The 21433-nt window shown below is 71.6% G+C and carries 16 protein-coding genes; 7 read left to right on the top strand and 9 right to left on the bottom strand.

Translation table 11 applies throughout. The features are described 5' to 3' along the window. Positions 1–150 precede the first annotated feature (150 nt). The 5 genes from NOCJ54_RS0100630 to NOCJ54_RS27890 all read left to right on the top strand — a co-directional run bounded on the left by NOCJ54_RS0100630 (position 151) and on the right by NOCJ54_RS27890 (position 6605). A complete protein-coding gene (locus tag NOCJ54_RS0100630) occupies positions 151–1536 on the top strand; it encodes an FAD-binding oxidoreductase (RefSeq protein ID WP_028653899.1) in 1386 nt (461 codons plus the stop codon). A 214-nt stretch (positions 1537–1750) separates the two neighbouring features. Beyond that, the gene (locus NOCJ54_RS0100625) at positions 1751–2392 is read left to right on the top strand and encodes a succinate dehydrogenase cytochrome b subunit (RefSeq protein ID WP_232221646.1); all 642 of its coding nucleotides are present in this window, start codon (positions 1751–1753) and stop codon (positions 2390–2392) included. Between the two features lie 16 nt (positions 2393–2408). Continuing rightward, positions 2409–4472, top strand: a complete 2064-nt coding sequence (locus NOCJ54_RS0100620; protein ID WP_036516318.1) for a fumarate reductase/succinate dehydrogenase flavoprotein subunit — start codon at positions 2409–2411, stop codon at positions 4470–4472. Continuing rightward, positions 4469–5212, top strand: a complete 744-nt coding sequence (locus NOCJ54_RS0100615) for a succinate dehydrogenase/fumarate reductase iron-sulfur subunit (RefSeq protein WP_028653896.1) — start codon at positions 4469–4471, stop codon at positions 5210–5212. Before NOCJ54_RS0100620 ends, NOCJ54_RS0100615 begins: the two co-directional genes overlap by 4 nt. A gap of 106 nt (positions 5213–5318) precedes the next feature. After that, entirely contained in the window at positions 5319–6605 is a 1287-nt protein-coding gene (locus tag NOCJ54_RS27890) for an adenylate/guanylate cyclase domain-containing protein (RefSeq protein ID WP_051485318.1), read from the top strand. Positions 6606–6855: 250 nt separating this feature from the next. On the opposite strand, the gene NOCJ54_RS0100605 is transcribed toward NOCJ54_RS27890, so the two are convergent. The 7 genes from NOCJ54_RS0100605 to NOCJ54_RS0100575 form a co-directional block, all read right to left on the bottom strand. After that, a complete protein-coding gene (locus NOCJ54_RS0100605) occupies positions 6856–7083 on the bottom strand; it encodes an SCO4848 family membrane protein (RefSeq protein WP_028653895.1) in 228 nt (75 codons plus the stop codon). Further along, positions 7080–7982, bottom strand: coding sequence for a YihY/virulence factor BrkB family protein (locus tag NOCJ54_RS23155; protein WP_036516317.1), 903 nt, complete (start codon positions 7980–7982; stop codon positions 7080–7082). Before NOCJ54_RS23155 ends, NOCJ54_RS0100605 begins: the two co-directional genes overlap by 4 nt. Positions 7983–8013: 31 nt before the next feature. Continuing rightward, positions 8014–8517 (bottom strand): 2'-5' RNA ligase family protein, encoded by a 504-nt coding sequence (locus NOCJ54_RS0100595; protein WP_028653894.1) that lies wholly within the window; start codon positions 8515–8517, stop codon positions 8014–8016. Further along, positions 8517–9605: a tryptophan--tRNA ligase gene (gene trpS, locus NOCJ54_RS0100590; RefSeq protein WP_028653893.1), complete on the bottom strand. Its 1089-nt coding sequence runs from the start codon at positions 9603–9605 to the stop codon at positions 8517–8519. The genes NOCJ54_RS0100595 and trpS overlap by 1 nt, the downstream gene beginning before the upstream one ends. Positions 9606–9638: 33 nt before the next feature. Then, positions 9639–10868 carry an MFS transporter gene (locus tag NOCJ54_RS0100585; protein ID WP_232221636.1) on the bottom strand — a complete coding sequence of 410 codons (1230 nt, stop codon included), beginning with the start codon at positions 10866–10868 and terminating at the stop codon, positions 9639–9641. Between the two features lie 61 nt (positions 10869–10929). Then, positions 10930–11787 carry an SDR family oxidoreductase gene (locus NOCJ54_RS0100580; RefSeq protein ID WP_028653891.1) on the bottom strand — a complete coding sequence of 286 codons (858 nt, stop codon included), beginning with the start codon at positions 11785–11787 and terminating at the stop codon, positions 10930–10932. 26 nt (positions 11788–11813) lie between these two features. Further along, positions 11814–13151 carry a cytochrome P450 gene (locus NOCJ54_RS0100575; RefSeq protein WP_028653890.1) on the bottom strand — a complete coding sequence of 446 codons (1338 nt, stop codon included), beginning with the start codon at positions 13149–13151 and terminating at the stop codon, positions 11814–11816. A gap of 108 nt (positions 13152–13259) precedes the next feature. Here NOCJ54_RS0100575 and NOCJ54_RS0100570 point away from each other — a divergent pair, with 108 nt between their 5' ends. Then, a complete protein-coding gene (locus tag NOCJ54_RS0100570) occupies positions 13260–13868 on the top strand; it encodes a TetR/AcrR family transcriptional regulator (protein ID WP_028653889.1) in 609 nt (202 codons plus the stop codon). 188 nt (positions 13869–14056) lie between these two features. Here NOCJ54_RS0100570 and NOCJ54_RS0100565 read toward each other — a convergent pair whose 3' ends face one another. Both NOCJ54_RS0100565 and NOCJ54_RS0100560 read right to left on the bottom strand, forming a co-directional pair. After that, positions 14057–17602, bottom strand: a complete 3546-nt coding sequence (locus NOCJ54_RS0100565; protein WP_051485316.1) for an ATP-binding cassette domain-containing protein — start codon at positions 17600–17602, stop codon at positions 14057–14059. Between the two features lie 191 nt (positions 17603–17793). Further along, positions 17794–19983 carry an NADP-dependent isocitrate dehydrogenase gene (locus tag NOCJ54_RS0100560; RefSeq protein ID WP_028653887.1) on the bottom strand — a complete coding sequence of 730 codons (2190 nt, stop codon included), beginning with the start codon at positions 19981–19983 and terminating at the stop codon, positions 17794–17796. 258 nt (positions 19984–20241) lie between these two features. Between NOCJ54_RS0100560 and NOCJ54_RS23150 the strand changes: the two genes are divergently transcribed. Then, positions 20242–21327, top strand: a complete 1086-nt coding sequence (locus NOCJ54_RS23150) for an MIP/aquaporin family protein (RefSeq protein ID WP_084254835.1) — start codon at positions 20242–20244, stop codon at positions 21325–21327. Positions 21328–21433 lie beyond the last annotated feature (106 nt).

The raw sequence follows: 21433 nt of genomic DNA, 5'->3' as shown, positions 1-21433 counted from the left end.
TCGATCACGCGCCGGTACCCGCGACGACCCGCGACAACCCGCGACAACCCGCGACAACCACCCGCCCCCGACCGCGCCGTCCTGGAGCCCCCACGGGAACCACGTGCGCAACCTCCTGTGCCCGGCCACGACGGCTGGCAGACTCGGCCCATGGAGGCCGACGCCACGATGGTCGAAGCACCTCTCGACGAGCTCGTCGCCGCGTTGCCGCCCGGCGTGGTGGTCACCGGTGCCGCGGAGGTCGAGAAGTACCGCGAGGACTTCGCCCGCGACGGCTCGGCCGGGCAACCGGTCGCGGTGGTGCGCGCGGAGGACGCCGAGCAGGTGCAGGCCGCGGTCCGCTGGGCCGCCCGGCACCGCGTCCCGGTGGTGCCCCGCGGCGCCGGCACCGGCCTGTCCGGCGGCTCGTCCGCGGTCGACGGCGGGATCACCATCTCGCTGGACCGGATGCGTGCGATCGAGATCGACCCGGCCAGCCAGGTCGCCGTGGTCGAGCCCGGTGCGCTGAACGCGGAGGTGAAGCGCGCCGCGGCGGAGCACGGGCTGTGGTACCCGCCCGACCCGTCGTCGTACGAGATCTGCTCGATCGGCGGCAACCTCGCGACCAACGCCGGCGGCCTGTGCTGCGTGAAGTACGGCGTCACCACCGACTACGTGCTCGGCATGGACGTCGTGCTCGCCGACGGCACGCTGGTCCGGCTCGGCGGCAAGCAGATCAAGGACGTCGCCGGGCTGTCGCTGATGAAGCTCTTCGTCGGCAGCGAGGGCACCCTCGGCGTCATCACCCGGGCCGTGCTGCGGCTGATCCCCCGCCAGGTCGCCGGCGCCACCCTGGTCAGCACCTTCCCGTCCGTGGTCGCGGCGTCGGAGGCCGTGGTCGCGATCCGAAGCCGGGTCCGCTGCTCGATGCTGGAGCTGATGGACGGCGTGACCATCAACGCCGTCGAGGACTGGCGCTCGCACGGCCTCGACCGCACGGCGGGTGCGCTGCTCGTGGCGCAGTCCGACGCGCCGCCGGGATCGTGCGAGCAGGAGGTCGCGATCGTCCGCGAGTGCTGCGAGGCCGCCGGCGCGGACGAGGTCTTCACCACCACCGACGCCGACGAGGCCGAGCTGTTCGTCTCCGCGCGCCGCAACGCCTTCCACGCCCTCGAGGCGCGCGGCAGCGTGCTCTTCGAGGACGTCGGCGTCCCGGTGCCGCTGCTGCCCGACCTCGTGGACGGGATCGGCGAGGTCGCCCGCGAGTGCGGCGTCGAGATCGCCCTCGTCGCGCACGCCGGTGACGGCAACACCCACCCCCTCGTCGTGTACGACGCCGCCGACCCGGCCTCCGCGGCCGGTGCGCGGCGGGCGTTCGACGCGGTCATGGCGCTCGCGATCCGGCTCGGCGGCACGATCACCGGCGAGCACGGCGTCGGCCGCGCCAAGAAAGGGCCGCTGCCCGACCAGCTCGGGCCCGACGTGATGGCCCTCAACCGGCGGATCAAGGACGCGCTCGACCCCGACGGGATCCTCAACCCCGGCGCGGTGCTCTGAGCTGCAGAACCCGTGGCCGCGTCACCAGGGCGAGCCCCTCCGGTTGCGCAGTGTCCACGCGAGTAAGGCTTGCCTTACGTGCATATCTCACATGATCCGGGTCACCTACCGCCCAGTAGCGGGAGTAGCGTGGCCCTCCGTGGCAACGACGACGCGACCTCAACTGGTCAAGGGCTCTCGTGCGGCCCGCACGACCATCGCCCTCAAAATCCTGATGGCCGTGAGCGGCCTGCTGTTCATCGCCTTCGTCCTGGGGCACATGTACGGCAACCTCAAGGCCTTCTCCGGCGAGGAGTCCTTCAACGAGTACGCGCACCACCTGCGCGAGCTCGGTGAGCCGATGCTCCCGCACGAGGGCTTCCTCTGGATCATGCGGGTCGGCCTCATCGTGGCGCTGCTCGCCCACGTGGGCGCCGCGGTCGCGCTGTGGAAGCGCGCCGCCAAGGCCCGCCCGGTGAAGTACGTGGCGAAGAAGAACGTCGGCTCGTCGCTGTCCTCGCGCACCATGCGCTGGGGCGGCCTGACGCTGCTGGCCTTCGTCGTGTGGCACCTGCTCAACTTCACCATCGTCAAGATCAACCCGAGCAACGGCGAGACCGGCGGCGAGAACCCCTACGCCCTGCTCGTGGAGACCTTCGACCTGTGGTGGATGACGATCATCTACCTCGTCGCCATGCTCGCCCTCGCCTTCCACCTCCACCACGGCACGTTCAGCTCGCTCCAGACGCTTGGCCTCACCAACTCGGCCGCGTCCCGGGCGCGGGCCCGCGCGGCCGGCTGGGTCGTCGCCATCGTCATCGCCGGCGGTTTCTCGCTGGTTCCGCTGTCCGTGCTCGTCGGCATCATCGAGAAGTAAGGGGCCACACGAAACCATGGCTGCAGGAACCCACTACCTCCCCGGTCTGACCCCGACCAACGAGGCTCCCGTCCAGAAGTCCGACGACGCCGCTGGCTTCTACCAGCTCGGCGAGAAGCTCGTCGACGAGAAGGCGCCGACCGGCCCGATCGCCGAGCGCTGGACGACCCGCAAGTTCGAGAACCGGCTCGTCAACCCGGCGAACCGCCGCAAGCTGTCGATCATCATCGTCGGCACCGGCCTGGCCGGCGGCGCCGCCGCCGCCACGCTCGGCGAGGCCGGCTACAACGTGAAGTCCTTCTGCTACCAGGACTCCCCGCGTCGCGCCCACTCGATCGCCGCCCAGGGCGGCATCAACGCGGCGAAGAACTACAAGGAGGACGGCGACTCGACGTACCGCCTCTTCTACGACACGGTCAAGGGCGGCGACTACCGCGCCCGCGAGTCGAACGTCTACCGCCTCGCCGAGGTCTCGGCGAACATCATCGACCAGTGCGTCGCCCAGGGCGTCCCGTTCGCCCGTGAGTACGGCGGCCTGCTCGACAACCGCTCCTTCGGTGGCGTCCAGGTGTCCCGCACCTTCTACGCCCGCGGCCAGACGGGCCAGCAGCTGCTGCTCGGTGCCTACCAGGCCATGGAGCGCCAGGTGGCGGCCGGCACGGTCGAGCAGTTCACCCGCCACGAGATGCTCGAGCTGATCGTCGTCGACGGCAAGGCCCGCGGCATCGTCGCGCGCGACATGGTGACCGGCGCGATCGAGACCCACCTCGCCGACGTCGTCGTCCTCGCCTCCGGCGGCTACGGCAACGTCTTCTACCTGTCGACCAACGCGATGGGCTCGAACGTCACCGCCGCGTGGCGTGCGCACCGCAAGGGCGCCTACATGGCGAACCCCTGCTACACGCAGATCCACCCGACCTGCATCCCGGTCACCGGTAGCCACCAGTCGAAGCTGACCCTGATGTCGGAGTCGCTGCGCAACGACGGCCGGATCTGGGTACCCAAGAACGCCGCGGACTGCGACAAGGACCCGCGCGAGATCCCCGAGGAGGACCGCGACTACTTCCTGGAGCGGATCTACCCCTCCTTCGGCAACCTGGTCCCCCGCGACATCGCCTCGCGTGCCGCGAAGTACATGTGCGACGAGGGCCGCGGTGTCGGTCCCCAGGTCGCCGAGGTCGGTGCCGACGGCGAGGAGCGCCTCGTCCGTCGCGGTGTCTACCTCGACTTCAAGGACGCGATCGCCCGCCTCGGCGAGGACGCGGTCCGCGAGAAGTACGACAACCTCTTCGACATGTACGAGCGGATCACGGGCGAGAACCCGTACCAGGTGCCGATGCGCATCTACCCCGCCGTGCACTACGTGATGGGCGGCCTGTGGGTCGACTACGAGCTGCAGTCGAACATCGAGGGCCTGTTCGTCGCCGGTGAGGCGAACTTCTCCGACCACGGCGCGAACCGCCTCGGCGCCTCCGCCCTGATGCAGGGCCTGGCCGACGGCTACTTCGTGCTCCCGAACACGATCCGCGAGTACCTCGCCGACGGCCCGTTCGAGCCCGTCTCCGAGAGCCACCCCGCGGTCGTCGAGGCGCTCGAGTCGGTCCAGGAGCGCGTCAACAAGTTCATGTCGGTCAACGGCACCCGCTCGGTCGAGAGCTACCACAAGGAGCTCGGCTCGATCATGTGGGAGTACTGCGGCATGGAGCGCACCGAGGAGGGCCTCAAGACCGCCATCCAGAAGATCCGCGACCTGCGCGCCGACTTCTGGAAGAACGTCAAGGTGCTCGGCTCGGCCGACTCCCTCAACCAGGACCTCGAGAAGGCCGGCCGGGTCGCCGACTTCCTCGAGCTCGGCGAGCTGATGTGCATCGACGCGCTCAACCGGCGCGAGTCCTGCGGCGGCCACTTCCGTGCCGAGTCGCAGACCGAGGACGGCGAGGCGTTGCGCCACGACGACGAGTTCGCCTACGTGGCCGCGTGGGAGTGGGGCGGCGACTCGAACGAGGGCGGCCAGCCGGTCCTGCACAAGGAAGACCTGATCTACACGGCCATCGAGATGAAGCAGAGGTCCTACAAGTGAAGCTCACCCTCAAGATCTGGCGGCAGGCGGGCCCGACTGCCGAGGGCGCGATCAAGACCTACGAGCTCGATGGCGTCTCGAAGGACATGTCCTTCCTGGAGATGCTCGACCTGCTCAACGAGCAGCTGGTCACCCAGGGCGAGGAGCCGGTCGCGTTCGACTCCGACTGTCGCGAGGGCATCTGCGGCATGTGCTCGCTGATGATCAACGGCCAGGCGCACGGCCCGGAGGTCACCACGACCTGCCAGCTGCACATGCGCTCGTTCAACGACGGCGACACGATCACCATCGAGCCGTGGCGCGCCGAGCCGTTCCCGGTGCTCAAGGACCTGATCGTCGACCGCTCCGCGTTCGACCGCATCATCCAGGCCGGCGGCTACATCTCCGCGAACACCGGCTCGGCGCCCGAGGCCAACTCGGTCCCGGCCCCGCGCGACAAGGCCATGCGGGCGTTCAACGTCGCCACGTGCATCGGTTGCGGCGCCTGCGTCGCGGCCTGCCCCAACGGCTCCGCCTCGCTGTTCATGGGCGCGAAGATCACCCACCTCGGCGAGCTCCCGCAGGGCCAGCCCGAGCGGTGGTCCCGCGTCGTCGACATGGTCGGCCAGCACGACGCGGAGGGCTTCGGCGGCTGCACCAACATCGGTGAGTGCGCGGCGGCGTGCCCCAAGGAGATCCCGCTCGACGTGATCTCGCAGCTCAACAAGGACCTGCGCACCGCGCTCAAGAACGGCCACTGAGCCCCGCGCACCTCCTCATCGCCGGCCCGTCGCACCACGCGACGGGCCGGCGTCGCTTTTCCGCCCGGTGCGGGACCAGGCCGCCCGGGTCTGCCACGATCGGCGCGTGGGGCTGAGGACGATCGGCGGCTGGCTGCAGGAGCAGCACGTGCAGCTGCACATGGGGCGGTGGCTGCTGGAGCTCGACGACGCCCGCGCGGAGCGGGAGTTCACGTCGTACGACGACGTGCGCGGCCTCGCCGAGGGACGCTTCGCGCTCTACATCGGGATCGCGCTCACCCTCGCCTACGGCGTGGTCGACGTCCTCGTCCTCGACGAGCTCCAGCTCGACGTCAGCCTGGTCCGGCTGGCCGTGGTGCTGCTCTTCGCCTGTGCGGTGGTCGTCACCGGGCGAGCCATCTGGGTCGGCCGGCACCTGCAGGTGTCCTCGGTGGTGCTGCTGACGGTCGTGCTGCTGATGCTCGGCACGACGCTGGGGCGCGCGGCCGACTTCCCGACCGAGTACCTCACCACCTCGTGCACGGTCACCCTCTTCGGCGCGATCGGCCTGCTGCGGCTGCGGATGCACGCCGTGCTGGTGATGGCCGGGGTCTACTCGGCGGTGTGCCTCAGCCTCCCCGGCGCGCTGCAGGGCGTGGACGCCCTGGCGCGCAACGTGGCGCCGACGCTCGGCCTGGCCGCGATCGCCGTCGTCATCGGCTTCTCGCTGGAGAAGCTGCGCCGCACCGACTACCTGCGCCAGCGCGAGGTCGAGGCCGAGCAGGCCCGCTCCGACGAGCTGCTGCACAACGTGCTGCCCGCCCCCATCGCGCGCCGGCTGCGCACCGAGCCGGGCGCGATCGCGGACTCGGCGCCGGAGGTGAGCGTGCTCTTCTCCGACATCGTTGGCTTCACGCCGGTCTCCGAGGCGCTCGCGCCCGAGGAGCTGGTGCAGCTGCTCGACACGATGTTCCGCGAGTTCGACGAGCTCTGCGAGGCGCGCGGCATCGAGAAGATCAAGACCGTCGGGGACGCCTACATGGCCGTCGCCGGGCTGCCGGAGCCGGACCCCGACCACGCCGCGTCCCTGGCCGAGCTGGCGCTCGACATGCAGCGCACGCTGGCCCGCCTCTCCCCCGCCTGGCCCAGCCCGATCGCGATGCGGATCGGCATCGCCTCCGGCCCGGTCGTCGCCGGTGTCATCGGCCGGCGCCGGTTCACCTACGACCTGTGGGGCGACACGGTGAACACCGCGAGCCGGATGGAGTCGCACGGCCGCCCCCACCGCATCCAGGTCTCCGCCGCCACCCACGCCCTCCTCGAGAGCCGCTACACCTTCAGCGACCCGCAGGTGGTCGACGTCAAGGGCAAGGGCCCGATGACGACGTACTTCCTCCTCGGCAGCAACCTCTGACCCGCCCCTCCCGTGTCGAGTGGTCAGATCCGGCATGTTGAAGCGTCAGATGTGGCGTGTCGAGCGGTCACTTCCGGCACGTCGAGGCGTCACTTCCGGCACGTCGAGGCGTCACTTCCGGCACGTCGAGAGGTCAGTACGAGCGCCTGACGTCTCGACCCGCCACAACTGACGCTTCAACCCGCCACAGGTGACGTCTCGACCCGCCACAAGTGACGCCTCGACCCGCCACAACTGACGTCTCGACGGGTCAGGAGGACTTGCTGGCGCGGAGGGCCTTCCAGCCGAGGGAGCCGAGGAGGACGGCGATCACGAAGTTCACGACGATCAGCACGCTGTGCGCGACCCAGTAGCCGGTGGCGCGGTCCTCCCCCGCGTCCCAGGCGTCGTAGAGGTTCCTGGCGAAGTTGCCGAAGGTCACGACGTTCCAGGCTGCGACGGCCAGGAGCAGCAGCGCGTGCTTGCGCTCGAGCTTCACGGGGTGTCCCCTTCCACGGGATGGTTGTGGCTCGCGTCGGTGTGCGCCCAGGCGGCGGCGAGCAGCACCACCCGGGAGAAGTAGTTGATCCAGACGAGCAGGATCAGCGCGATCCCGAAGGCCTGGAAGGCAGGCCGGCCCTGGGTGAGGGTCAGCAGCAGGCCGGAGGCCTGTTTGAGCAGCTCGAAGCCGACGGCACCGAGCAGGGCGCCGGACCACAGCGCGTGCGAGGGCGCCGGTGGCTCGGCGAGCAGGCGGAACATGAGGAAGAACAGCAGGGTGCCGATGGCGACGCCGAGCGCGAGCGCGGCGATCGAGAGCAACCAGCCGAGGCTGCTGGCCAGGCCGACCAGCTCGAGCACCTCCCCGGAGAGGCGGGTGACGACACCGGAGACGGCGACGCTGAGCAGCAGCACGAGGCCCAGGACGCAGAGCGCGCCGAGGTCGCGTCCCTTGCCGCGCAGGTACGACGGCCGCTCGGCGCGCGGGAGGCCGAACATCACTGACAGGGCGAACCTCATCGACGAGACCCAGCCGAGGCCGGCGTACAGCAGGCCGAGGACGCCGACGAGCCCGACGCTGCCGGCGGCAGCCTCGATGTCCTCGAGGGACACGTCGTGCTCGCCGGAGCCGATCAGGCCCGGCAGCACGGCGTCGATCGCGTCGACCAGGGCGTCCTGGGCGTCGGGGAAGACCCGGGAGGCCCAGCCGACGGCGAAGAACGCCAGCGCGAGCAGCGGGAAGACCGACAGGAAGCCGTAGTAGGTGACCCCGCCGGCCTGCTGGTTGCCCTCGACCCGCAGGTAGTGCTCACCCGCCCGGGCGGCGTGGTCGACCGCCGCGGAGCGCCGCCGGGCGCGGGCCAGGACGGCGCGGGCGCGGGCGGCGGGGGCGGGCACGGGAGGGTCCGGTGGGGAGGTGCGGCAGGCGTCAGAGCGGGAAGGTGCGGGCGGAGCGCCAGCCCTCCTGCTCGTCGTGGACGTAGAGGTGGAAGTCGGTGACGTCGAAGCGGCAGTCGAAGCCGGCGAGCTCCTCGAAGGCCCGGTCCAGGGCGGCGTCGTCGAGGTGGTGGGCGATCGTGACGTGCGGGTGGTAGGGGAAGTGCAGGTCGACGGCGAGCGGGCCGCGCCGGACCGCCTCGGCGAGCTGCTCGCACTGGGAGATCCCCTCGACGAGGCCCACGAAGACCACCGGCGAGACCGGCCGGAAGGTCGCGGTGCCGCGCAGGTGCACGGTGAACGGGGCGACGCTCCGCGCCGCCTCGGCGAGGTGCTCCTCGACCTCGGTGAGGTCCCCGTCGACCTCGGTCGGCGGGATCAGGGTGATGTGGCTCGGCACGCCGGCGGCGGTGGGGTCGCCGATGGCCAGCCGGTAGTCGTAGAGCTGGCTGGCCCACGGCTCCGGCACCGCGATGGCGACGCCGATCACCGTCATCAGGACTCCGGGGAGCGCAGGGCGGTGGGGGCGACGAAGCCGACCCGCTGGTAGACGTCGCGCAGGGTGGCCTCGGCGACGGCACCGGCCGTCTCGGCGCCCCTGGCGAGGACCTGCATGAGGTGGTCCTGGTCGTCGAGGAGCTCGAGGGTCCGCTCGCGGAACGGGGTGACGAACTCGACCACCACCTCGGCGAGGTCCTTCTTGAGGTCGCCGTACATGCGGCCGGCGTACTGCTCCTCGAGCGCAGCGACCGACTCGCCGGTGAGGGCCGAGTAGATCGTGAGCAGGTTGCTGACGCCGGGCTTCTCCTCCTGGTCGAAGCGGACCTCGGTGCCGGAGTCGGTGACCGCCGAGCGGATCTTCTTCGCGGTGACCTTCGGGTCGTCGAGCATGTCGATGATGCCGCCGGGGGCCGAGCTCGACTTCGACATCTTCTTCGTCGGCTCCTGGAGGTCGTACAGCTTCGCCGTCGCCTTGAGGATGTACGGCTCGGGGAGCCGGAAAGTCTTCTTGAAGCGCCTGTTGAAGCGCTGGGCGAGGTCGCGGGTAAGCTCGAGGTGCTGGCGCTGGTCCTCGCCGACCGGCACGTAGTGCGGGCGGTAGAGCAGGATGTCGGCGGCCATCAGCACCGGGTAGGCGAACAGGCCCACGCTCGCGGCGCCCTCGCCCTCCTTGGCCGACTTGTCCTTGAACTGGGTCATCCGGCGCGCCTCGCCGAAGCCGGTGAGGCCGTTGAGCACCCAGGCCAGCTGCGCGTGGGCGGGCACGTGGCTCTGCACGAAGATCGCCGAGCGCTCCGGGTCGACACCGGCCGCGATCAGCTGGGCCGCGCCGCGCAGGGTGCGCTCGCGCAGGGCCTTGGGGTCCCAGTCGACGGTCAGCGCGTGCATGTCCGCGATGAAGAAGAACGGCTGGTGGTCGCGCTGCAGGTCCACCCACTGCCGGACCGCACCCACGTAGTTGCCGAGGTGGAAGGAGTCCGAGGTCGGCTGGATCCCGGAGAGGACGCGCGGGCGGGCGACCCCCTCGGGCACGGCCGGCTGGGCGGTCTCCGGCACGGGCGGGTGCTCGGTCGTGGCGGACATGGCTCCGATTCTCTCAGGCGACGGCGCGCCGGGTCACGCGGGTGCGGCGGCCGCGACCTGGCGCCGGTGGACGGTCGCGGAGACCAGGAGGATCGCCAGCCCGACCGTCGCGAGGGCGGCACCGACGAGCGCCGGAGCACGGTAGCCGTAGCCGGCGGCGATGACGATGCCGCCGAGCCAGGCGCCCAGGGCGTTGGCGATGTTGAGGGCGGCGTGGTTCATCGCGGCGCCGAGGGTCACCGCTCCCCCGGCGACGTCCATCAGGCGCAGCTGGAGGTTGACCACGAGGACCGACCCGGTGGCGGTCACGAGGAAGGCGACCGGCATCAGCACCCAGCCGTGGGGAGCTGCCACGAAGTAGACGAGCATCAGCACGATCCCGGTCGCGCTGGACAGCAGCAGGCTGCGGTAGACCGACCACGCAGCCAGCTCGCCGGCCAGCCAGGTGCCGGCCACCATGCCGAGGCCGAGGGCGAGGACGAAGAAGGGCACGGTGCCGCGCTCGAGGTCGCCGACGACGGTGACCGTCTTCGCGATGTAGGAGTAGACCGCGAACATCCCGCCGAAGCCGACCGAGCCGACGGCCATCGTCAGCCAGACCTGCAGGCTGCCGAAGAACTCCCGGGCCTCCTTGCGGCCGCTCGCCTCGGGGTCGCCGGGCATGGAGGGGACGGCGGCGAGCACCATCGCGGCGGTGGCGAGGGCGAGCAGTCCCCCCAGCAGGTAGGTCGCGCGCCAGCCGACCTGCTGGCCGAGGAACGTCGCCAGCGGTACGCCGACGACGTTGGCCACGGACAGGCCGAGCATCACGCTGGCGACCGCCCGGCCGCGACGCTCGGGCGAGACCAGGCTGGCCGCGACGAGGCTGGCGACGCCGAAGTAGGCGCCGTGCGGGAGGCCGTCGAGGAAGCGCGCGGCGGTGAGCACCTCGTAGCTGGGAGCGGCGGCGCTGAGGATGTTGAAGGCGGCGTACGCACCCATCAGGCCGACGAGCATGCCGCGCCGCGGCAGGGCGGCGCCGAAGAAGGCGAGGATCGGCACGCCGACGACGACGCCGAGGGCGTAGGCCGAGATGACGTGGCCGGCGGTCGGGACGGAGACGTCGACACCCTCGGCGACCTCGGGCAGCACGCCCATGGTCATGAACTCGGTGGTGCCGATCGTGAACCCGCCGACGGCGAGGGCCAGGATCGCGAGCACCGGCCGGGCGTGGGGCACCTCGGGGCGGACGTCGTCGGGGGTCGTCGTCGGCGCAGAGGTCACGTGTGGCTGCAACCCCTGCGCCGCGACGGCTATTCCGTGGTGGTCCCGGGCGTGGGGACCGTCACTCCTGGGTGGCCTCGACCGGCTCCTCGGCCGTACGACGGGCGCGGGCCTCGTAGGCGGCGCGGGCCGAGAGGTCGGCGGAGTTGAGCACCTCGTCGGCCTTGATCATGCGGGTGATGCCGTCCTGGACCACGCGCGGCAGGGCGAGGGTCGGCTTGCTGATCGCCTGGCCCCAGCGCGGGACCCACATCTCGGCGCGCGGCTTGCGCACGGCCGACTCGATCACCTCGGCGACGTCGTCGGCGGTGACCTTCTTGACGCCGCGGGCGGCCGGGACGCCGGTGGCGAGCTCGGTCTGCACGACGCTCGGCAGGACCATCGTCACGTCGACGCCGGCGGGCGCGAGCTCCTGGCGCACCGCCTCGGTGAACCCGACGACCGCGAACTTCGACGCGGAGTAGGTCGCGCCGTTGGCCAGCGCGACCCGGCCCACCGCGGAGGCGACGTTGATGATGTGGCCGCTGCCGCGCTCGACCATCCCGGGGCCGACCAGCTTGGTGCCGTGGATGACGCCGTAGACGTTGACGTCCATGATCGCCTTGGTCACCCCGTCGGGCTCCTCGAGCACCGGGCCGAGCGGCATGATGCCGGCGTTGTTGATCAGCACGTCCCACGGGCCGAAGTGGCCGACCTCGTCGAGGAAGGCCTCCCACGACTCGCGGCTGCCGACGTCGAGCCGCGCCGAGGTGACCTTCTGGTCGCCGTACTCGGCGGCGACGGAGGCGGCCAGGTTCGCGTCGAGGTCACCGATCGCAACCCGGGCGCCCTGGCGGACGAAGCGGTCGACGGTCGCGCGGCCGATGCCGCGGGCGCCTCCGGTGATGATGACGGACAGGCCGGCGATGGAGCGGCTCATGAGGGGTGCCTCCGGTTGTTGGTGGGTCAGAGTCGGACGAGGTCGATGGGCTGGCCGTCCTTGGGGAACGGCAGCGAGTGGTTGTCGAGCGGGGCGACGTACGACGGATCGACGTGCCAGCGGTGGGTGCGCAGGAGGCGGTGCATGATCGCCTTCACCTCGGCGCCCGCGAAGTGCAGGCCGATGCACTTGTGCACGCCGCCGCCGAAGGGCGACCAGGCGTAGCGATGCACCTTGTCCTCGCGGCGCTCCGGGGAGAACCGTTCGGGGTCGAAGCGCAGCGGGTCCGGCCACAGCTCCGGCATGAGGTGGGTGAACTGCACCCCGACGGCGACCGGCGATCCGGCCGGGATGCGCACGCCCTGCACGACGGTGTCCTTCACCGCGTGGCGGGCGACCGTCGGCACCGGCGCACGCAGGCGCAGGCTCTCCTTCATGACGAGCTCGAGCGACGTGAGGCCCTCGAGCTCCTCAAGCGTCGGCTCGTCACCGAGGGCCATCGACTCCTCGCGGCAGCGCTCCTGCCACTCGGGATGCTGGCCGAGCAGCTGCAGCATGGTGGCCGTGGTGATCGTGGAGGTGTCGTGGGCCGCCATCATCAGGAAGATCATGTGGTTGACGACGTCGTCGTCGGAGAACCGCTGCCCGTCGTCGGTCTCGATGTGGCACAGCACCGAGAACAGGTCGTCGGTCGCGTGCGCCCGCTTCTGCGGCAGGTAGTGGCGCAGGAAGTCCTCCAGCACCTTGCGGCCCCGGAACGCACGACCCCACCTGGTGAGCGGCACGTTCGCCCGCACCACGCCCGCAGCGGCCTGGACGCAGTCGATGAACGCCTTGTTGACCCGGTCCATCTCCGCGCGGGAGGTGTCGGCGGCGCCGCCCATGAAGATGTCCGCGGCGACGTCGAGGGTCAGCTGCTTGAGCGCCGGGTAGCACTGGAAGCCCTCCCCCGGCTGCCACTCGGCGAGGCCGCGCGCGATCGCGGGGTGCATGAGGCCGACGTACGACGTCAGCCGGGCGCGGGTGAACGCCTCCTGCATGATCCGCCGGTGGGCGTGGTGCTCCTCGAAGTCGAGCAGCATCAGCCCGCGGCGGAAGAACGGGCCGACGAGCTTGCCCCAGGCGGGGCCGTTGGCGAACGCCTTCTCCGGGTTGCGGAAGGCCTCCTCGACGGCGTCGGGGCCGAGCAGGACGACGTAGTCCTGCCCGAGGAAGCGCAGCGGCGAGACCGGGCCGTAGGTGCCCCACTGGTGCTGCATGAGCGCGACCGGGTCCTTGGCGTAGGCGAGGCTGCGCCCGAGCACGGGCAGGCCACGGTCACCGGGGGCCACGGACGGTAGGGGGAGGACCTCTGCTGCTGCCATCACTACTCCTCGACGCTGGGGAGACGCTGGGTTCGGGCACCAGAGTGATTCAGGAAGGGCGTCCTGTCAACCTTCCTTTTCCAGCGACTTTCCGGCAAGGTGGTCCCCGTGGCCGTGCAGTCAGGGATCTACAAGGGGGTCAGCGCCGCTGACCGGATGGCGGAGCGACGCTCCCGCCTGCTCGACGCGACCCTGTCCGTGTGGGCCGACCCCGAGCAGCGCACGACGATGACCGGGGTGTGCGCCACCGCCGGCCTCACCGAGCGCTACTTCTACGAGAGCTTCAAGAACCTCGACGAGGCCCAGTCCGCGGTCCTCGAGGCCGTGGCGACCGAGATCGAGCAGGTCACCCAGGACGCCGCCCAGGCCGCCGGCACGGACCCCGCGACCCGCATCCGCGCCGCGATCCGCGCCTTCCTCGAACTGCTCGTCGCCGACCCCCGCAAGGGCCGGGTCGCGATCATCGAGGCCGGCACGATGCCGTCGCTGCGCGGGCGTCGTACCGACCTGCTGCGCCACTTCGCCCACCTCGCCAGCGTCGAGGCCCACGAGCGCGCCGGCCTCCAGCGCCGCGAGCGCGAGGCCGACCTCGCCGGCCTGCTCTTCATCGGCGGCATGGCCGAGCTCGTCACCGCCTGGCTCGACGGGGTCCTCGAGACCACCCCGGACGAGATCGTGGAGACCGCGAGCCGGAGCTTCCTGGGGCTGTACGGGTAGGGGTGGGAATCACCTCCTCAGAGGTGATTCCCTCACTTCCTGACCGTTGCAACGGTCAGGAAGCAGCGGAACCGGTCAGGAAGTGGCCCGGGAATCACCGCCTGGGCGGCGATTCCCGGACTTGTTGACTGCTGCAGCGGCCACCAGGTCCGGGAAGCGGCCACCAAGTGGTGCCCGAACGGCGATGGTCAGCCGGCCAGGTGCGCCCAGTCGGCCGACAGCTCCGACCACGGACCGACCGCGGCGAGCTGCCCGTCGACGAGTACGACGACCCGGTCCGCCTGGGCCAGCGCGGCCCGCTTGGAGGTGGCACCGATGACCGTGGTGTGCCGCTCGCGCAGCGCCGCCCACAGCTCGATCTCGGTGGCCGCGTCGAGCGCGCTGGAGACGTCGTCGGCCAGCAGCAGCTCGGAGTCGGCCGCGAGGGCGCGGGCCAGCGCGAGGCGCTGGACCTGGCCGCCGGACAGCCGCACGCCGCGGTGGCCGATGAGTGCGTCCGCGCCGCCGGCCTCGGCGACGTCGAGCGAGAGCCGGGCGGTCTCGACCGGCTGGTCGATCGGCCGGTCGTGGCCGAGCAGGATGTTGTCGGCGAAGGTGCCCGAGAGCACCCGCGGGACCTGCGCGACGTGCGAGACCTGGCCGGGGCGCAGGAAGGCCTCCGGGTCGGCGACCTCCTGGCCGTTCCAGCGCAGCGAGCCGCGGTGCTCGATCAGGCCGGCGAGCGAGGACAGCAGGCTGGACTTGCCCGAGCCGACCTGGCCGACGAGCAGCACCAGCTCACCCCGCTCGACGGTGAGGTCGACGCCGGTGGCGCCGATCGTGCCGTCGTCGTGGATCGCGCTGTAGCCGGACAGCTCGAGCCGCTCGAGGGCGACCCGCTGCGGTGCCACCGGGTCGGGGGCGGTGCCCGCGACCAGGTCGATGCCGTCGGGCATCGCCATCAGGTCGGTGCCGCCGGCGAAGCGGGAGGTGGCACGCTGCCACGACCGGACGCCGGGGGCCTCGGTGACGACGGCGCCGGCGACACGGCCGAACCAGTCGAAGCCGTTGACCGCGGTCGCGACGAGCAGCGCGGTCGCCAGGCCCCACACGTCGGCGAGGTAGAGCGCCCATGCGGCGACGACGCCGACCTGGACCATCACGATCGGGACGCCGTCGAGCACGGCCTGCACCCGGTGCTCGAAGACGGCGGCCTCCACGCGGCCGTCGTCGACCTTGCGCAGGTGGGCGTGCACGTGCGGCGTGCGGCCGGCGAGCTTGACCGTCCGCGCCGACTCCACGGCGGACACGACGGCCCGGCCGAAGCGGGCGCGGGCTGCCGAGGAGCGGGCGGCGGAGCGGCCGGCGATCGGGCGGCCCAGCGACGAGGCGAGCGCGCTGGTGACCATCACGACGAGCAGGACCGCGCCGGCGAGCCAGGTGCCGCCGGCGAGCATGGTGATGCCCGCGATGAGCAGTCCGTTGACGAAGTCGACCCAGCGGTCGGCGTACCGCGCGTAGCGGTCGGCGTCCATCGACCGCGCGACCACCTCGCCGGCGGGCGTGCGCTCCAGGCGGTGGGTGCGCACCTGCCCCAGCAGGACGGCCATCCGCACCCGCAGCATGACCTCGATCCACCAGCGGGGGTAGCGCCGGAAGGCGTCGGCGAGCAGGAAGGGCGCGAGCAGCAGCGAACCGACGAGGACGACGACGAGCGTGGTGACGTCACCGTCGGCCTCGAGCCGCTCCACGACGCGGCCCCAGAGGAAGCCGGTGACCGCGCCGAGCGGGGCGAAGATGGTGCCGCCCAGGAAGAGCACCACCGACCAGGCGCCCCACCACGGGCGGACCCAGAAGGCGTTCCAGGTGCCGCGCGCGAGCGAGGAGCCCTCCGGGACCTCGGGCCGCTGCGGCGGTTCGCCCGTACGACGGCGCCCGCCGACGGCTCCCGCCTCGGGGTCGGTCGCGGCGTTGCTCACCGCGGCGCTGGCGGCTGCCGCGGCCTCGACGTCGTCGAAGCCGTGGGTGTCGCTGGCCGCGAGCAACCGGCGGAACGGGCCGTCGACGACGGCGAGGTCGTCGCGCGGGCCGTGCTGGATGACCTCGCCGTGGTCGAGGACGGCGACGGCCTCGGCGCGCTCGATGGTGCTGAGCCGGTGGGCGACCAGGATGCCGGTGCGGCCGCTGATCAGCCGGTCGGCGGCGGCGACCACCCGCGCCTCGGTGACGGGGTCCATGCGGGCGGTGGCCTCGTCGAGGACGACGACCTGGACGTGGCGCACGAGCAGGCGCGCGAACGCCACCAGCTGCTCCTCCCCCGCCGACAGCGTGGTGCCGCCGGGGCCGAGCAGGGTGTCGAGCCCGTCGGGCAGGCCGGCGACCCACTCGGTGAGGCCGAGCTCCTCGACCGCTGCCTCGACCTCCTCGCGCGGCACCGGCGCGAAGAGGGTGATGTTCTCGGCGAGCGTGCCCGCGAGGATCTCGGTGCGCTGGGTGACCACGCCGACGCGGCGGCGCAGCCCGTCGAGGTCGAGGGTGGTGATGTCGACCCCGCCGAGGAAGATCGTCCCCGGCGACGGCTCGGCGGCGCGCGAGAGCAGCGAGGCGAGCGTGGACTTGCCGGAGCCGGTGCGGCCGACGAGCGCGAGCGTGTGTCCCGCCTCGACGTACAGGTTCACGTCGCGCAGCGCGAAGGAGCCCTCGGCGTAGGAGAAGTCGAGGTGCCGGATGCGCAGGTCGAGCGCGCCGGCGGGGAGGTCCTCGCCGCCGACCGGCTCGGCCTCGACGGCCAGCAGCTGGCGCAGGCGCAGCACCGCGCCCAGCCCGGCCTGGATGTCGGGGAGCTGGTGGGCGAGCTGGTTGATCTGGCCGACGAAGATCGTGGTGACGAGGAAGAGCGTGACCAGCTCGGCCACGTTGAGCCGGTCGCCGCTGACGAGCAGGACGCCGGAGACGGCGATCGCGGCCAGCAGCCCGTGCAGCACCAGGCCGACCTTCACCGCGAGGCGGGCCTCGACCGCCAGCACCTTGCGGAACTTCTCGTGCACGTCGGCGGAGAGCTGCGCGAGGCGTCGTACGGCGAACGCCTGGCCCAGGCTGGTGCGCAGGTCGTCGCGTCCGGCGACACCCTCCTCCAGCGCAGCGGCGTGGTCGGTCCAGGCAGCCTCCTCGACCACCTTCCGGCGGGCGATCTCGACCAGCGCGGGGCGCATCAGCCAGACCGTCAGGCCGCCGACGACGGGGAACAGGAAGAAGGCCGGCCACCAGGTGAAGCCAGCGACCAGCCACATGGGCACCGAGGCGAAGGCGGTGCGCATCGCCATCCAGATCTGCTGCCGCAGCAGGGTGCCGACCTCGTGGGTGTCGTCGTCGACGCGGTCCAGGACCTCGCCGACGGCCTGCTCGGTGAGGTGCTCGAGGGGCTGGTGCAGCGCAGCGCTGAGCAGGTCGCCGCGCAGCCGGCCCTCGGCGCGGTCGACCACGCCTGCCCACACCACGCGGCCGGTGGTGTCGACGGCGGCGGCCCCGACGACGAGGAAGGCCAGCCACCACACCAGGGAGGCGGTCGGGTGGTCGGCGATGCGGCCCGCGACGACGGTCCCCAGCGCCTGGCCGAGGGCGCCCAGCGCGACGGCGGCGACGGCGAAGCCGGCGGCAGGGGTGCGCAGCCGGCGCCAGTCGACGCGGCGGGCGGGATCGACCGGTCGGACCGGCTCAGGAACTGCCGCGGGGGCCCGGTCCAGGGTCGTGGTCACTGGATCGATCGTAATGGTCGTCGCCGACGGACGCCCCTGATTTTCTGGGCGATCCCCGTCACTGCCGGAAGACTTCCGGCGGCGTCGTGGCAGGGGCGGCGAACACACGAACGAGCCGGCCGCGCAGGGTGCGCGACCGGCTCGTCCCGGTGCTGCTGGAGGCCCGCGTCAGGCGGGCTCCCGGTGGTGCCTCAGAACGCCGCGAGCGCCTCGTTGAGGGTGGCGCTGGGCCGCATCACGGCCGCGGTCTTCTCGGCGTCGGGGCGGTAGTAGCCACCGATGTCGGCGGGCTTGCCCTGGACGGCGATCAGCTCCTCGGCGATCTTCTGCTCGTTGCTGCGCAGCGTCTCGGCCAGCGGCTTGAACGCCTCGGCGAGCGCAGCGTCGTCGGTCTGCGAGGCGAGCTCCTCGGCCCAGTAGAGGGCGAGGTAGAAGTGCGATCCCCGGTTGTCGGTCGTGCCGAGCTTGCGGCCCGGCGAGCGGTCCTCGTTGAGGAAGGTGCCGGTCGCGCGGTCGAGGGCGGCGGCGAGCACCTTCGCCGCGGGGGCGTCGGCCTGCTCGGCGTACTTCTCCAGCGAAGGGACGAGGGCGAAGAACTCGCCCAGGCTGTCCCAGCGCAGGTAGTTCTCCTCGACCAGCTGCTGCACGTGCTTCGGCGCCGAGCCGCCCGCGCCGGTCTCGAAGAGGCCGCCGCCGGCGATGAGCGGGACGACCGAGAGCATCTTCGCCGACGTGCCGAGCTCGAGGATCGGGAACAGGTCGGTGTTGTAGTCGCGCAGCACGTTGCCGGTGACCGAGATGGTGTCGAGGCCCTTGCGCATCCGCTCGAGGGAGTACGCCGTCGCCTGCTCTGGCGAGAGGATCTGGATCTCGAGGCCCTCGGTGTCGTGCTCGGGCAGGTAGGCGTTGACCTTCTTGATCAGCTCCGCGTCGTGGGCACGCGACTCGTTGAGCCAGAAGATCGCCGGGGTCTGCGAGGCACGGGCCCGGGTGACGGCGAGCTTGACCCAGTCGCGGACCGGGACGTCCTTGGTCTGGCAGGCGCGCCAGATGTCGCCGGCCTGGACGTCGTGCTCGAGCAGCACGTCGCCGTTGGAGGCCAGCACGCGGACGGTGCCGTCGGCCGGGATCTCGAAGGTCTTGTCGTGCGAGCCGTACTCCTCGGCCGCCTGCGCCATGAGGCCGACGTTCGGGACGGTGCCGATGGTGGCCGGGTCGAGCGGGCCGTTCTTCTTCACGTCCTCGATGACGGCCTGGTAGACGCCGGCGTAGGAGGAGTCCGGGATGACCGCGAGGGTGTCGTCCTCGCCGCCGTCGGCGCCCCACAGGCGGCCGCCGTTGCGGATGAGGGCCGGCATCGAGGCGTCGACGATGACGTCGGACGGCACGTGCAGGTTGGTGATGCCCTTGTCGGAGTTGACGTAGGACAGGCGCGGGCCGTCCTGCAGGGCGGCCTCGAAGGCGGCCTTGATCTCGGCGCCGTTCTCGACGGCGTCGAGGCCGGACAGGATGGCACCGAGGCCGTCGTTGGCCGAGAGGCCGGCAGCGGCGAGCTGGTCGCCGTACTGGGCGAAGACGTCGGCGAAGTAGGCCTTGACCGCGTGGCCGAAGATGATCGGGTCGGAGACCTTCATCATCGTCGCCTTGAGGTGCAGCGAGAACAGCACGTCCTCGGCCTTGGCCTGGGCGATGGCGTTGCGCAGGAAGCCCTGCAGGTGCGCGGCCTCCATCTTGGTGGCGTCGACGATCTCGCCGGCGAGGACCTTCAGGCCCTCCTTGAGGACGACGCTTTCACCGGCCTCGGTCTCCAGCACGATCGAGAGGACGTCGTCCTGCGCCAGGGTCACCGACTTCTCGTTGCTCGCGAAGTCGTGCTCGCCCATGGTGGCGACGTTGGTCTTCGAGCCGTCGGAGAACGGCTTGTTGGTGTGCGGGTGGGTCTTGGCGTAGTTCTTCACCGACGCCGGCGCGCGGCGGTCGGAGTTGCCCTCGCGCAGGACCGGGTTGACCGCGGAGCCCTTGACCTTGTCGTACTTGGCCCGGATCTCCTTCTCCTCCTCGGTGGAGGGCGACTCGGGGTAGTCCGGGACGTCGAAGCCCTGCGCCTGCAGCTCCTTGATCGCGGCCTTGAGCTGCGGGATCGAGGCGGAGATGTTGGGGAGCTTGACGATGTTGGCCTCAGGCGTCTTGGCCAGCTCGCCGAGCTCGGTGAGCGCGTCGTCGGCGAGGCCGAACTGCGCGAGGATGCGGGCGGCGACCGAGATGTCGCGCGTCTCGACGTTCACGCCGGCCTTGGCGGCGTACGCCTCGACGATCGGCAGGAAGGAGTACGTCGCGAGCAGCGGCGCCTCGTCGGTGTGGGTGTAGATGATGCTCGACATGTTCGGGCGTCACTCCTGGGGCCGTTGGTGGGATTCTTGACGTCAAGATACCTGATGTCGGGGCGGGAGCCCCCTTCGTGGCCACCCTAGGCGGAGTCCCGGGGAACCGGGGACGGCCGTTTCCCCCGGCCCGAGGGCCGCCGCATGCCTCGCCAGGGCGGCCGCGTGCCTCGCCGGGGCCGGGCTCCGACGGGTCTAGGCTGGAATTCCAGTGACCCGGCTGGTTTTCGGGAGCCGGACCGAGGAAGGGTTGACCCCATGACGCAAGAAGCGATGGCCGACCAGTCGGCCGACACTCCTGAGACCCCACCGACCACCCTGCAGAAGCTGCTGGCCGAGTTCATCGGCACCTTCGCGCTGGTCCTGTTCGGCTGCGGCGTGGCCGTGGTCAACAGCGGCTCCGTCGTCCAGACCGGGCTCGCCTTCGGCCTGACGGTGACGCTGATGGCCTACGCGTTCGGCCGGATCTCCGGCGGGCACTTCAACCCCGCCGTCTCCGTCGGCGCGGCGCTCGCGGGCCGGATCTCGTGGCGTGACACCGGCGTGTACGTCGCCGTGCAGTTCGCCGGCGGCATCGTGGGCGCGCTGGTGCTGATGATCCTGATGTTCGGCGTCGACGGCTTCGAGGCCTTCGACGACCGCTTCGCCCTCGGCACCAACGGCTTCAGCCACGGCGACTACGACTACGCCTGGTGGGCCGCGTTCCTGGTCGAGCTGCTGATGACCTTCATGTTCATCCTGGTGATCCTCGCGGTCACCGACCAGCGCAACCGGGCGATCGCCGCCCTGGCGCCGCTCGCCATCGGCGTCACCCTCGCGGTCATCCACTTCATGCTGATCCCGCTGACCGGCACCTCGGTGAACCCGGCCCGCTCGCTCGGCCCGGCGCTGTTCAGCGGCGGTGACTGGATCGTCCAGGTCTGGCCGTTCCTCATCGCCCCGTTCGTCGGCGGCGCGGCGGCCGGCCTGCTCTACCCGGTGCTGTTCGGCCGCGACGCCGACCCGGTCGCGGGCTCCGGCCTCAGCTTCGGCAGCGGCGGCTCGTCCGACCCGGGCTTCACCCAGCAGTGGAACCAGGGCTACCCGCAGCCGAACTTCGGCCAGCAGCAGGACTTCGGCGGCCAGCAGCAGCCCGGCTACGGCCAGGGGCAGGACCAGCCGATCATCCAGGACGGCTGGCAGTGGGACCCCGCCTCGCAGCAGTGGATCCCGGCCCAGCAGCCCGGCGCGCAGGGTTCGTCCGCCCCGGCTCCCTCGCCCTCCCCCGCACCCGACCAGGGCCAGGGTGGCGGCTGGGCGCCTCCGGCGAGCGACCAGACCCAGGTCCGTCCGCCGCAGCAGTGACGCAGTGAGACAGTGACGCAGTGACACCGGTCGGCACCGGGGCCTCGCCGAGGTCCTGACGTCGACCCGACAGCGGGGTCCACCCTCCGGGGTGGGCCCCGCTCCG

It is taken from the genome of Nocardioides sp. J54 (genome assembly GCF_000519005.1).
In the GTDB taxonomy this organism is placed as follows: Bacteria; Actinomycetota; Actinomycetes; order Propionibacteriales; family Nocardioidaceae; genus Nocardioides.
Note: the sequence above shows the minus strand (reverse complement) of the source record. Positions and strands in the feature narration are given on the sequence as shown.